The sequence below is a fragment of the Paeniglutamicibacter sp. GQ140 genome, assembly GCF_059759235.1.
In genome coordinates, this window is the sequence record NZ_JCAXDW010000007.1 from 17,111 (window position 1) to 31,320 (window position 14,210).

The 14,210-nt window shown below is 57.4% G+C and carries 9 protein-coding genes and 1 pseudogene; 7 read left to right on the forward strand and 3 right to left on the reverse strand.

The features are described from left to right. Window positions 1–219 precede the first annotated feature (219 nt). Window positions 220–1,671, forward strand: a complete 1,452-nt coding sequence (locus AC6CHY_RS11510; RefSeq protein ID WP_498226766.1) for a hypothetical protein — start codon at window positions 220–222, stop codon at window positions 1,669–1,671. A 1,280-nt stretch (window positions 1,672–2,951) separates the two neighbouring features. Here the strand turns inward: AC6CHY_RS11510 and AC6CHY_RS11515 are convergent. Beyond that, a pseudogene (locus tag AC6CHY_RS11515) lies at window positions 2,952–3,215 on the reverse strand (IS3-like element ISAar46 family transposase); the annotation flags it as partial. A gap of 334 nt (window positions 3,216–3,549) precedes the next feature. On the opposite strand from AC6CHY_RS11515, the gene AC6CHY_RS11520 reads away from it, so the two are divergent. From AC6CHY_RS11520 to wecB, 5 genes are all read left to right on the forward strand, one after another. Then, window positions 3,550–5,253: a glycosyltransferase family protein gene (locus tag AC6CHY_RS11520; protein WP_498226767.1), complete on the forward strand. Its 1,704-nt coding sequence runs from the start codon at window positions 3,550–3,552 to the stop codon at window positions 5,251–5,253. 232 nt (window positions 5,254–5,485) lie between these two features. Further along, window positions 5,486–6,598 (forward strand): glycosyltransferase, encoded by a 1,113-nt coding sequence (locus AC6CHY_RS11525; RefSeq protein WP_498226887.1) that lies wholly within the window; start codon window positions 5,486–5,488, stop codon window positions 6,596–6,598. After that, window positions 6,591–8,381, forward strand: a complete 1,791-nt coding sequence (locus AC6CHY_RS11530; RefSeq protein ID WP_498226768.1) for a glycosyltransferase family 4 protein — start codon at window positions 6,591–6,593, stop codon at window positions 8,379–8,381. Before AC6CHY_RS11525 ends, AC6CHY_RS11530 begins: the two co-directional genes overlap by 8 nt. Window positions 8,382–8,494: 113 nt before the next feature. Further along, a complete protein-coding gene (gene wecC / locus AC6CHY_RS11535; protein WP_498226769.1) occupies window positions 8,495–9,727 on the forward strand; it encodes a UDP-N-acetyl-D-mannosamine dehydrogenase in 1,233 nt (410 codons plus the stop codon). A gap of 54 nt (window positions 9,728–9,781) precedes the next feature. Further along, on the forward strand, window positions 9,782–10,966 hold the full coding sequence (gene wecB, locus AC6CHY_RS11540) for a non-hydrolyzing UDP-N-acetylglucosamine 2-epimerase (protein WP_498226770.1): 1,185 nt from the start codon (window positions 9,782–9,784) through the stop codon (window positions 10,964–10,966). A gap of 133 nt (window positions 10,967–11,099) precedes the next feature. On the opposite strand, the gene AC6CHY_RS11545 is transcribed toward wecB, so the two are convergent. Continuing rightward, window positions 11,100–11,789: a response regulator gene (locus AC6CHY_RS11545; RefSeq protein ID WP_498226771.1), complete on the reverse strand. Its 690-nt coding sequence runs from the start codon at window positions 11,787–11,789 to the stop codon at window positions 11,100–11,102. 6 nt (window positions 11,790–11,795) lie between these two features. Beyond that, window positions 11,796–12,983, reverse strand: a complete 1,188-nt coding sequence (locus tag AC6CHY_RS11550) for a sensor histidine kinase (RefSeq protein WP_498226888.1) — start codon at window positions 12,981–12,983, stop codon at window positions 11,796–11,798. A 168-nt stretch (window positions 12,984–13,151) separates the two neighbouring features. Here AC6CHY_RS11550 and AC6CHY_RS11555 point away from each other — a divergent pair, with 168 nt between their 5' ends. Beyond that, on the forward strand, window positions 13,152–14,210 hold the full coding sequence (locus AC6CHY_RS11555) for a 3-isopropylmalate dehydrogenase (protein ID WP_498226772.1): 1,059 nt from the start codon (window positions 13,152–13,154) through the stop codon (window positions 14,208–14,210).

Consider the following 14,210-nt stretch of genomic DNA (forward strand, 5'->3'; position numbering starts at 1 on the left):
CACATTGATGTCTCGATTGCGTCTCAGTGGCGTCTTATGTGGGTCTCGACGTCGCCACGGAATGATGTGGATCCGGAGAATGGGCGCATTTTTTCCGGATTCGCCCTGGACACAGAGCGCCATCGGATCTCTGTGTCCGCACATTCTGTACAACCGAATTCGATCCGTCGCTCCAGTGGGTGCTTCATTACTTCGAACTGGTTAGGGGACGAGTTCGAAATGCACAACGACATTATGGGGTCGTTGCCGCTCTACGTCTCGCGTGAGGCCGGTCTGCTGATCGCGTCAGACTCTAGCTTCGTCATCCAGCAGGCCAGGCGCAGGATGGGGCTGCCAGTGACGGTGAATGAGGATTTTGCCCAGGCGATGCTGTTCCGTCACTCAATCACCGCAGAGACGTTTTCGATCCAGACGCTGTGCGAAGAGATCACCTACCTGACGCCCGGATCGCGGATTGTGCTGCAATTGGACGTTCCCGCTTCGACGGCGGTTATCCATTTCGGAAACCTGCCGGAGATCTTTTCTTTCGACCCGGATTCGTACGTGGATGTCATGCGCACGATGACCCTTGACATCGCCGGGGTTGCCCGTGCCATCGCAGCGAAGACGCTATATGGGTATCGCCTCGGGCTGACCGGTGGCGGTGACTCGCGTGCCATCCTGGGCGCTGCACTGCTCACTGAAGAAGGTGCGAGCCGCAGTGTTTTCAGTACGGCTAGGGTGGGCTCATGGAACGACCGTGATTTCGAAGTGAGCTCCAAGCTTGCTGAAGAGATCGGATTCCATCTCGGCGTGGAAGTGGGGCATCGCCCCCCGACCAAACGGATGGCCAATGCCCTGCGGATATGGTACGCCAACAATATCGCGAGTTATCATCCGATCGCACAGTCGAATCTGGTAATTGACAAGCCGGGATACTTCTCGACTTCCGGCCACGGTGGAGAGCTGTTCACAAAATTCTTCGGTCCCCGAAGCTTGGAGAGCATCGAGGAATCTGTCCTTAATGCGAACCCGCGTTGGGGCGAGGGATTTGGCCGTCTAACCCGAGATTTCTGCGAGGCTACCGGCCTCGACTTCGCGGCACCGGCCACTGCTGAATGGCACTACCTCGCCTTCCGCAGCCCCATCCACGGTTCACGGGGGACGTCGCTCACGAAATTCAGCCTGCATCCTCTAATGGATCCGCGTATTGCCGGGTTCAACAAGATGCCCGGAGTCACCCCTGCCACCGTACTTGACCGCCCGGTCAACCCCGTGGCCGACATGACGATCATCACAGATGTTCGGCTGGCATCGTTCGAGTATGACAAGCTCGAGAAGAACATGCCCCGCGAGTACGTTCATGATCGTCTTCGCGAGCTCGGTGGTCCGCTCTCGGGCGAGGACGTACCTCATTACGTCTTCGACGGCGATCTTGACAAGGTGTCCATCGGTCCCAGCAAGACCTTGCTGGAATTGGTGCCCAGTTTCGTTCCCGCAGGTTCGATCACCCGTGATTCAGTGTCCGCGATGGTCGAATCGGCGCTTCAACAGACCAGCCTGTCGGGCGATATGGTCGAACATCTGGCTGACGCGGCCCGGAGACAGCTCGACATACAGGACAAACCCGTCAACCATACATGGGGAGCCATGGGCAAATTGCTTGCCTATTTGGAGATCGCCGCCGTGTAATGGTATGTTCCGAGACGTGCCGGATGCGTGAAAAGGGCTTGCTCGTAATGGCAGGGGTCGGTAAATTCATGCCCCAATGCCCATGACCAGGCCAAACACCTAACTATGACGTTCGCTTCACTATGGATGTGCTAAGCACTGGATTTGCTAGGGGGTTCTTAGTTAGATTTTCTAAGCGTCTGCAGCCTCCGTGTTCGAGAGTTTGGACCACTGTTCATGAAGCTCATCCAGCGGCCTGTATCCAAGGGTTGAATGCCGCAGCCTGAAGTTGTGCTGGCCAATCTAACGCGAAGTCTCAGCCATGACCTCAACCTGTCCGGACCATTCACGTCGGTCGATCAACCCAGCCTTGTACACCGAGTTCAGTGCCTCAGCCATGGCGTTGTCGTACGATCGCCAGGGATCCAACTGATGCGACGGCTTTCGACTCGGCCGGCGTCTGCCCGTATTCAGGGCTTCCGCAAAGTCGTGGCAAGCCCCTAAAAACATATCTGAGCAGGCGAAGTCATTCATCGTTACTAAAAGCTCCGGGTGTTAGAGCGGAGCAGTCCGTAGCGGTTGTGTAATGAAGCGGTAGCGCTAGAGTGGGCATTGGATGGCACCTTCGCGCTGGTGGCATCGATGCCTCGGGGGTGGCTCCCAGTCGACGTCACCTGGCCAACGACCACGAACCGCCGTCACAAGGCTGGTTGATTCTGCTGCGATCCTCGAACAGCGACCGGGGAAGACGCCATACGGCCGCCGGCGACCGTCGGCAGTCCTGGCCCGCCTGGCCAACGGTCCGGGTGGGTCGGGGTGACGCACGTCGAGCACCGGCGGTATAAGCATGGGTGTCCAGCACGCGCCAGCACACTGCTGGGTCCAGCCAGGCAGTCCGCAGTGGTTGTATCGTGCCTTCGCCGGTGCCGTGAGCTGACGCTGGGCCGATCTAGGTGCTTTCCGAATCCCGTTCAGGTGCTACCGCTTGTTTACACAACTTCGACGATACCCGTGTCCTATGTAGCGCCAGCACCTGCACGGCAACGCCTCGTTCAGCCATCCACCGCGATGAGTGGACGAGAAACTGCAGCTGGTGCGAAACGGCGCCGGGCGAGTAACCCAACCCAGCTAGAAAACACATGAAAATCGGGCCCCACGACAACCACCTTAAACGGATGGCCCATGGCTGGCGTCTTTCCGGAGAAAATCGGAAGAACAAGTATCCATCCGGCTTCGGATTATGTCGAACTATTCCTGGCCAGCCAGCTCCTGACCTAAACCATCAGGCAAACATCGGCGTAACCCATCACACCAAGCGCTGCCTCGGATCGTTTCAACAGGCCCTTGCTAACCTCCAGCTGGCGGCGCAGACGCGCAATCTCGGCCTACTCCGGGGACAACTTTCCGATTTTCTCCCAGGCCTTCTTGCCCTTTAGGACACCGGGATCGCGCAGCTTGCGCCACTCGGTGACCTGCGAGGAATATAAGCTTTGCTCCCGCAGGTACGCACCGCCTTCCTTCGGGAGCAGGCGTCTTCGTGCTGGACCAGCGTATTGACTTGACATGTCCTTCCCCGAAGGGATGGCCCTGCGAACCCCGGTGATAAATGTATCTATTACACTTAGTTGGTCTGTCATAGTCGGCAAGGCACATTAAAGTCGTCAGCATACAAGGCATTAGGAAACTATCATCAAGAATCTGCGGGTAGCTCTTTGGCACTTTCGACAAGGCGGGCTGAAACAGCTGCACCGCTGGAATCGTCGGCAATCCGTTCTGGCGCACAACGGCGCAAACAACATTGAGGGTCGCAAGATCCGTACCTCATTGGATGGGCGAATGCTGTTGGACTTTCCAGCCCTTCAACCAAACCGGAAACCGGCACTTGGGGCCAGGCCTCGCGTGGCAGCTATTTTGGACGATTTTTCGGCGCAGGCTTGGGGCTACGAATGGGACTGCGTCTTTGTCAAACCTGATACATGGCTTCAGAATCTGACGGCCGAACCTGTGGATCTTCTTTTCGTCGAGTCGGCGTGGGCAGGAAACGACAAGGCCTGGTCCTATCATTTAACAGGATCTTCAGCCCCTCGCCCTGCCATCGTGGAACTGGTTTCCTGGTGCAAGTCCCAAAATATTCCCACAGTCTTCTGGAACAAGGAAGACCCGCCACACTACGAGGATTTTTTGGCCACCGCCAGGCTCTTTGACACGGTGTTTACATCAGACTCAACCCAAATTGACCGGTACAAGTTGGACCTCGGTCATGAACGTATTCACGCGTTGAGCTTTGCCGCCCAGCCCGCGATTCACAATCCCATCCGTCCGCAACGAGGCTTTCAGGCCAGGGACGTAGCATTTGCGGGAATGTATTTTGCCCACAAATTTCCGGAACGCCGAGAACAAATGGAAATGCTTCTCACCGGCGCTTTAGACGTATCAGGAAACATGGACCACGGGCTTGAAATCTTCTCTAGGCAACTGGGTGGGGAAGCAAACTATCAATTCCCTGCGCCATTCAACGACAGTGTCGTGGGGAGCCTCCCTTATGAAAAAATGCTCACCGCGTACAAGGCTTACAAGGTATTCCTGAATGTGAACTCCGTGGTTGATTCACCAAGCATGTGTGCGAGAAGAATTTTTGAAATCACTGCATCCGGCACGCCCGTTGTAACCGCACCCAGTCGCGCGATTACCGAGTTCTTTGACAAATCGGAAGTGTTGGACGTCGGTAGTCGCGCGGAATCTGCGAGCATGATCCGTTCCTTGGTACGCAGTAAAGAACTGCGAGATCGAACTGTTCACTTGGGCCAACGCAAGATCTGGCAGCAACATACGTATGCGCACCGCGCTGAGCAAGTGCTTCAGGTTGCAGGAATCCCGGTCGATTCCTCCCTGCCGTTCTCAATGACGCGGACACCGAGTATTTCTGCCCTAGTCTCTACGATCAGGCCGCAGCAAATCAGCCATATCCTTGCCACTGTCGGCAAACAGGTTAACGTCGATACCGAGCTGGTGCTTCTTACCCATGGATTTGAACTCGACGAGCGAGCGGTGCGCGCGGAGGCCCGGGAATTCGGAATAGACAACTTTGTCCTGCTGCATCAGCCGCGAACTACGCCGCTCGGTGCCTGCCTCAACCTTGCCGTTTCCGCAGCTTCGGGGGACTACGCCACTAAGATGGACGACGACGACCTTTACGGTGCCAATTACTTACAGGATCAGGCCGCAGCACACCGCTACAGCGGGGCGAATGTTGTGGGTAAGCAGGCGCATTACATGTATCTGGCTGATCGAAACGCCACATTGCTGCGCTTCGAGGAGCGAGAGCATCGGTTCACGGACATGGTCATGGGGCCCACAATTTTCACGACTCGTGAAATGCTGCAACATGTACCGTTCCTAGAATTGGGCAGGGGAGAGGACACCAACTTCCTTAGAGGTGTAGTTGATGGCGGAGGCACGATATATTCAGCCGACCGTTTCAACTTTGTGCAGATGCGTTCCGTACAGGCAGAAAATCATACTTGGTCGATAGAAGAGACTGAATTGCTCGCGACTGGCGTGGTGTCGTCTTTCGGACTTAATGAACAGCACATCATGTTCTAACTTGGTCTCTTTCTTTCAAAGGTTAGGTTGCCGCACGGAGTCGGCCTTGGCTACGGAACGACATTGAATGAATTTGTCGTAGAATCGAGGAATAAAAAGTGGGGCAAGCGCTCCTCGAGATAGGTGGAAGATGTCAGTGGGGGCCGTGCGCGTTCTATTGCTGACGCATTCCTATTCTCCGGAGGTATCGCCACCACAGCGGCGTTGGGATTCGTTCGTCTACGTCATGCGTATGGCTGGCTGGAGAGTGAACGTCGTAACCCCGAGAACAGTTGCGCCATTAGACTCCACTTCGTCCGGTCGACGTTCACGCTCAATTGAGGTTGGAGCACACGGAGAGCAGATCCGTAGTTATCCATCCATGAAGAAGCCGAGCCACATCGCCGGCAAGATCGCCAAAAACATCGTCGATGGCGCCTTGATGCTTCCAAGGGCTTTGCTCCAGGCGCGGCCGAGCATAGTGATAGCAACCGTTCCTGCCTTGCCGACAATGTTTATCGGATTCATCGTGGCGACCATGTTTAGGCGACCGCTTCTTTTGGAAATGCGGGATGCCTGGCCGGACTTGATCTCGGATTCACGAATCCTTCGGTGGAAATGGTTGACTCGGCTGGCGCACTGGGCGGTCCGTGCCGTTCAACGTCGCGCGACAGTCGTCGTAACGGTGACGGACGGTTTCGCTGACATATTGACTCGTGACGGCGTACGCGCCGTGCAAACGATTCACAACGGGATCAGTACCAGAAACTTTGAACCGCTCCACGATCGTCCAAAACGCACAGATTCAAGACTCCATGTGCTCTATCTTGGGAATCTGGGGGAGAGCCAAGGACTGGAATCAGTGATTCTGGCATCCACTATGGTGCCTGACCACGTACAACTACGGATCGTTGGCGGTGGAACCGCTAGTGATCGCCTACGCCGTTACGCAGAAGAAATCGACGCAAGAATCGATTTCCACGTACCGGCTCGAGGCGATGCACTTCGATCTCACTATGAATGGGCGGATACCTGCGTGGTGAGCTTGCGTGACGATTGGCCCAGCTTCAATCACACGGTGCCTTCAAAGATTTATGAGCTGCTTTCACTGGGCCGCCACATCACCGGAATAGTCAAAGGCGAAGCAGCGCAAATCATCTCCGACGCAGCTGCAGGCGACATCGTAGACCACGATCCAAAAAACATAGTGGACCTGTGGCGGCAACTGTACGCAGACAAGCAGAAACTTGATGTCGGAAGTACAGGTCGGAATTGGGTGTTTGAGAAAGCATCATTGGAAAAATTGGGCGAAAAGTACATGGATTTGATCGACGCAATCATCACGCGAGAGAATAGGCATGGCTGAAACGGGCTCGATGAATAGTGGACAAAACTTCAGTTGTGCGGTGAGGAACCTTCGAACCACCACCAAAATCGTCGGCGACAACGTGCTTGATGATCCCATCTACTTTTTTCTACAGGTAGCACGACGTTTTGACTCGGGACTTCTGGCCGAGATTGCCGGTAAATCTATTCGCTTAATCCCCAAACGCGCCGTCGGACTCAGGGGCGCCGCACTATTACTGTCAGGCAACACGTCGGGGCTTGGCCAGTACCTTGGGCGGCTGGATACATCGGTTCTTCCTGATCGAATCCTGGCCCGGTTGGGTGACATGGCCATTGCGATTCAAGATCCGGTGAGCGCCGAACACCTGTTGAAGAACCGAGTCTCGTCGCACGTTGCATTGTGCAGAACACTCGCACGGCACGCTTGGTATTTGGGTGACATGCAAGAAGCGATCAATATCCTGGCTTTGGTCGTGCCACCATCCAATAAACAGCTTCGTCATTACCAAAGTGAAATGAAGGTTTTTCAGGGCGATTTGCCGACAATCCATATCCGTGAAGCCGGACAATTTACTTCATCTGGCCAGGATACTGCCCTCCACTTCCTCACGAATTCCCTCCCCCACACGGGAAGTGGATATGCCCAGCGCTCGCATTCGATCATGACCTCCCTAAAAGGCGCGGGTTGGAAAGTCGAAGTACTCACGAGGGCCGGCTACCCCCTTTCAGTCGGGAAATTTCGGTCGAAAGCCATAGACATCGTTGACGGCATCCCCTATCGACGGATTCTCCCGACTGAGTACCGGTCGGATCTGCGAGCAAAGATCCAGCAGCAAGCTGACGCCCTGGCAAATGCCGTGGAGCGATTGCGACCCAGCCTTCTGCACACCACAACTGATTTCTCCAATGCACTTGCAGTCATGAGCGTGGCAGAAGCATATGGCTTGCCGTGGGTATACGAAGTCCGCGGGCAGTTGGCGGATACTTGGGCCTCAACACGGCCCGAGGGCGCGAAATCATCCCAACGATATAAGTTGTTCAAGGAGCGGGAAGCATTCGTTGCATCACGAGCGACCCACGTCGTGACGTTGGGTGAGGCCATGAAAGCTGAATTAGTTGATCAAGGAGTTTCAAGCTCCAAGATTTCAATTGCGCCCAATGCCATTGGGGACGCGTTTCTTGAAGTGCCGATCAAGCGCACGCAGGCACGTCAGATGTTGGGGCTCTCCACGGAGCACCAGTATGTGGGCACCGTCAGTAGCCTGGTTGCCTATGAAGGATTGGATCTGTTGATCCGAGCTGCTGCAGAACTTATCCCCGACAATCCCAAGCTACGCGTCTTAATAGTTGGAAGTGGTGTCGAATCTAACAATCTCAAGGAACTGAGTAAATCGCTGGGTGTTTTCGAGTATTGTATTTTCCCCGGTCGGGTCCCGCGGGCCGAAGCCCGCACCTACCACTGCGCGCTAGATATTTTCGTGGTTCCGCGCAGGGACCTCTCGGTAACCCGAGCAGTGACGCCGTTGAAACCCGTCGAAGCCTTGGCCTGCGAAGTCCCCGTCATCACCGCGGATTTGCCCGCATTGCGAGAGCTCGTTGTTCATGGGGAAACTGGGCTGCTGGTGGCGGCGGATGACGCCCACAGACTGGCCCGAGCAATTAGCATATTGCTAAACGACCCATCGAAGAGGGCTTCGATGGGTGCTGCCGGGAGGAAGCAGATGCTTGCGCAGCGCACCTGGTCGGCGAACGCCCGAAAACTGTCTGAGACCTACAAAATGATCACCGACAAACTGCAATGAATGGACGAATGCAGTATTCTGTTCGAGGTTACGAATCGTAGCCTTCTGAACTTCAGTGCCTAGGTTGTCTTCATGCCTTGGTACGCCCACTATCACCAAGGGGAAACGTCATAGTGACGAGTATCAAAGAAGTTGCCGTAGTCGGACTTGGCTACATCGGACTGCCGACGGCGGCAATCCTCGCCTCGAAGGGAATCATCGTCAAGGGTGTGGATGTCACGCCACGTACCGTCGATGCAGTGAACCGCGGCGAGGTACCGTTCGTTGAGCCAGCCCTCGGTGACTTCGTTGCCGCCGCCGTGGCCAACGGAACCCTGAGCGCCAGCTTTGACACCCCGGCAGCAGATGCCTACATCGTCGCAGTGCCGACTCCGTTCAATGCAGACCACAGCGCCGACCTGTCCTACATCGAGGCCGCTGCTGACAAGATCGCCCCGCAGCTTCGCGGCAACGAGCTGGTCATCCTTGAATCCACGTCCCCTCCGGGGGCCACCCAGCATATGGCGGACCGGCTGTTCGCCGCACGTCCCGATCTGGACTCTGCGAGCCTCCATATTGCTCACTGCCCGGAGCGTGTATTGCCCGGCCGCGTTATGGAAGAACTGGTCACCAATGACCGCATCGTCGGCGGCATTACGCCCGAGGCCGCGCAGATGGCCAAGGAACTGTACAGCATCTTCTGCGAAGCCGAAATCCTAGTCACAGACGCAACCACCGCCGAAATGGCCAAGCTGGTTGAAAACTCCTTCCGAGATGTCAACATCGCCTTCGCCAACGAGCTGTCGGTCATTTCCGACAAGGTCGGCATCAACGTGTGGGAGCTCATCGAGCTGGCAAACCACCACCCGCGCGTAAACATCCTGCAGCCGGGCCCCGGTGTTGGCGGACACTGCATTGCAGTAGACCCCTGGTTCATCGTCGCTGCCGCGCCCGAGGAGTCCAAGTTAATTCGCCAGGCACGCGAAACCAACGACGCAAAGCCTTCATGGGTCGTGGACAAGGTCATCAAGTCTACTGAAACGCCTGGTTTTAACGGCAAGGTTGCCGTTTTGGGTCTGGCGTTCAAGGCCAACATCGATGATCTGCGCGAATCACCATCCATCGCGATCGCGAAGTCTCTGTCCGAAAAGGCTCCTGGCGTTGAATTCCTCTTGGTTGAGCCACACATTGAGGCACTGCCCAAGGGCCTGACCGGGATCCGCAACGTATCCTTGTGCAGCACCGAGGCGGCCCTTGAGGAGGCTTCCACCGTCGTGGTCCTTGTTGACCATGATCAGTTCAAAACCGTCCCTGCTACCGCATTGGCTGGCAAGGACGTCATCGATACTCGTGGTCTGTGGCGCTAGGCTGTTGACAGCACGTCGATCCATCTCATTATTCGCCCCAACGGATAGGTTATCGTGAAGAAAATCATGCCGATTTACGGCACCAGGCCGGAAGCCATCAAGGTGGCACCGATTGTGAAGGCCCTGCAGGAATCCGAGCTCTTTGACTGTGTGGTGACCGTTACCGGCCAGCACCGTGAGATGCTCGACCAAGTCAACGAACTTTTCGATATCACCCCTGAATACGACCTGGACGTCATTCAGCCGCGTCAGACCCTCAACTCGTTGCTCACCAAGACCATCAATGGTCTCGATGCAATCTTTGAGAAGGAAAAGCCGGACGCCGTGGTGGTCCAGGGGGACACCACCACGTCCACTGCAGGAGCCATTGCCGCGTTCTACCGGGGTATCCCGGTTGTCCATGCTGAGGCGGGACTTCGCAGCTACGACATCTTCTCTCCGTTCCCGGAGGAAGCGAACCGTAAGATGACGTCCCAGATCGCAAGCTTGCACCTTGCACCTACCACGCTGAGCCAGCTGAATCTGATCAACGAGACCATTGATCCGAAGACCATTACGGTCACGGGCAACACCGTCATCGATGCCCTGTTCACCGTCGTTGAAAAGAACATTCCGTTTGGCGACCCCAAGCTTGAAGAGCTGGTGTCGTCCGGTCGCAAGATTGTCCTGGTCACGACACACCGTCGCGAGAACCAGGGTGAGCCTATGCGCGGCATCGGCCGCGCCTTGGCACGCCTCTCGGCCGCGGAGCCGGAAGTCGAGTTCATTCTTCCCCTGCACCGCAACCCCGCCGTGCGTGAAGCCCTGCTGCCCGAGATCGAGGGGCTCCAGAACATCACCCTGACCGAGCCACTGGCCTACGGCGAATTCACCAGGCTCATCGCCGCGGCCAACATTGTGCTGACCGACTCCGGCGGCGTGCAGGAAGAAGCTCCGAGCCTTGCCAAGCCGGTACTCGTCATGCGCGAGAACACCGAGCGCCCGGAAGCCGTTGTCGCCGGCACCGTGAGGCTCATCGGCACCGACGAAGAGAAAATCTTTGAATCCGTCGAACTCTTGCTCAATGATGCTGCTGCCTATGAGCAGATGGCCATGGCGACCAACCCCTACGGTGACGGCAAGGCGGCAATCCGCACGGTTGCAGCGATTGCCGAGCTGCTTGGTGTTGGTACGCGACTGGAGGACTTTGACTCGAACTTGCCCTCCGAGGACAGCCTGGTGAAAGCTGCGAGCATGTAATGCGAAGCTCTTGAGTTGCTCCGGTTCCCACCGCCTCCGCGCAGGGAACCGGAGCTTTCTCGTTTCACCAGCAATTGCTCCTGCAACCGCGGTCAGCCACTCCTACAATCTAGCGGTAGACCGTGCGGCTGAATCAAGGGGAAACTATTCCAGTCTCGTAAGCGATGACGACAGCTTGCACTCGATCCCGTGCGTTGAGCTTGGCCAGGATGTGCCCAACATGCGTCTTGACCGTCGCTTCGGAAAGAAAAAGTCCGGCGGCAATTTCCGGATTGGACCGGCCCTGGGCAATCAATTCAAAGACTTCGCGCTCTCTTCTCGTTAGGGACTGCACCGACACGACATGGGCGCTGTCCGGAAGGGTCGAGCGTCTCAGCATCGGCGCCACATGGTCAAGAAGGCGCCGGGTCGTGGACGGTGCTATGACTGCATCCCCGCGGTGGACGGTACGGATAGATTCAAGCAGCTCCTCCGGGGGAGCGTCCTTGAGCAAGAAGCCGCTGGCACCGGCCTGGATGGCGGACAGCGCGTACTCGTCGAGGTCAAAGGTCGTGAGGACAATGACCTTGGGCCCGGGTGCAGCCTTGGATTGTCCTGAAAGTAACAGCTCTGTTGTCTCTATCCCATTCATTTCCGGCATGCGCACGTCCATAAGAATGACATCCGACGCGGCAAGTGCAGGGGAGGCGATGGCCTCGCGGCCGTTCGATGCCTCGGCAACAACCTCAAGATCAGCTTGGGAATTGATGAGCATCCTAAAGCCGCTGCGGACCAGGAGCTGGTCATCGACCAGCGCGACGCGGATGGGGTTTTCTTTTGGCAAAGCTTTTTAGTCCTCGGTGTAGGGGATGAATACGGAAACGCGGAAGCCTCCGCCGGGTGTGGGTCCTGCTTCGACGTGACCCTCGTAGAGGGCAACTCGCTCGGCCATTCCCCGAAGGCCCTGTCCGGATGCGGAGCTTCCCAGGGCACCGGCCCCGCGCCCGTTGTCAGATACCAGCAACTGGAGTCCCCGATTGTCCCAGCGCAGACTCACGCCGGCCGCGGCTTCGGGGCCGGCGTGCTTCAGGACGTTGGTCAGGGCCTCCTGCATGGCCCGGTATACGGTGAGCTCGGCACCTGCCGGAAGCTCGCGCCGGGCGGTGCCTTCCTGCGCGAAGTTGATGGCCAAGCCACTCATGCGCGTGGCATCAAGCAATTCGGGAACGTCGACGAGGGCGGGGAGGGGACGGGTTGAAGCCTCCTCATCGCTGCGCAGAACACCCAGCAGCCGGCGCATCTCGCGCAACGAGCTGCGCCCCGTCTGCGAAATGGTGGCGAGGGTTTCCCGGGCGATCTCCGGATCGTGTTCACTTGCGTAGCGCGCACCATCGGACTGCGTGATGATCACCGAAAGTGAATGGGCAACGATATCGTGCATTTCTCGCGCAATGTGGCTGCGTTCATCGGCAGCGGCCAAGGCGCGTTCCTGCTCCCGCTCAATTTCGAGCCTTCTGGCGCGGTCCTCGAGCGTCTGCAGGGTCAACCGTCGGGTCCGGGCCAAATCCCCAAACGTCCAGGCCACCAAGACCAGGAGGCCGAGCGCGATGAAATTGCGCACCGCACCTTCCGGTGAGCTGCCTGCGGACCAGGCCCCCACTCGAATACTGGCAAGAAGGGCGCCCACGAATCCCGCGGCGAGACCAGCGAATGACTGCCAGCGTCGTCCATAGGCGGCCAACGAATACACCGTAATCGGCACGGCAATTTGGGAAGGCAATAACTCGTCGGTGACGGCAACTTGGATGAGGTGGGCGAGGACAATTATTCCGGCAGCCAGCCCAGGGTGCCGGCGGCGCCAAATCAATGGGAGCGTTTGGACGGTACCCAGGATGGCCAATTGCCAGCCGTTTCCCGAAACACCAAGCATGATTCCGGCAAGAAGTCCGAAGACGAGCCATATGCCGAGGCCAAGGATGAGGTCGACCTTGTGTGGATTCTCGCGAATCCATCTATCTAGGCTGCGGTGTGGCGTCATCGATTCCTGCGTGGGCAATGGGGCTGCTTCTTCTTCCTTGATTAGCCTACGGTGTTGAAGCAAGGCATTCGTCATGCCATGGCATGAGAATTGAGGCGGAATTGCTGCCGCCGTTCACAATATGAGATGGGTTGCTCACATAGTGATACGAGTCGATAAACTCGTAGCATGAGCGAATCCTTGAATATTGCCGTCATTCCAGGTGATGGCATTGGTCCTGAAGTAATTGCCGAGGCCGTAAAGGTCCTGAAGAAGGCAACCGAAGCCTCTGGCGTGCAGTTGGCACTGACCGACTACAAGCTCGGTGCCGAGCATTGGCTGGAGACGGGGGAGACCCTTCCGGAGGAGACGCTCACTGCGCTCCGCGGCCATGACGCCATCCTCTTCGGTGCTGTAGGCGCAGCGCCGGGGGATACCCGCATTCCGTCGGGATTGATCGAGCGCGAAATGCTCCTCAAGCTGCGCTTCAGCCTGGATCACTTCGTGAACCTGCGCCCCTCCAAGCTCTACCCGGGGGTCCCGAGCCCGTTGTCAAATCCCGGCGAAATCGACTTCATCGTCGTCCGCGAAGGCACCGAGGGACCCTACGTCGGTAACGGCGGCGCCCTGCGCGTGGGTACACCGCACGAAATCGCCACCGAAGTGTCAATCAACACTGCCCACGGCGTCGAGCGAGTCGTGCGCGACGCCTTCCGCCGTGCCAATGAGCGTACCCGCAAGCATGTGACGCTGGTCCACAAGCACAACGTGCTGGTCTTTGCCGGCCACCTGTGGCGCCGGACCGTTGAGGCAGTCGCTGCCGAATTCCCCGATGTCACCCACGACTACCTGCACGTCGATGCCGCAACGATCTTCATGACGACCAACCCGTCGCGCTTTGACGTCATCGTCACCGACAACCTCTTTGGCGACATCCTCACCGACCAGGCCGGCGCCATCACCGGTGGCATTGGCTTGGCCGCATCCGGAAACATCAACATGGACCGCACCGCGCCTTCAATGTTTGAACCGGTCCACGGATCGGCCCCTGACATCGCCGGCCAGCAAAAGGCGGATCCGACTGCGGCAATCCTTTCGGCAGCCCTCCTGCTTGACCACGTGGGTCTTCCGGAGGCGGCCCGCCGGGTCGAGGAAGCAGTGGAAAGCGACATTGCTTCACGCGATGAAATGACCGATCCGCGCACCACGGCGGAGATCGGCGATGCAATCGTTGCCGCACTGGCTTAA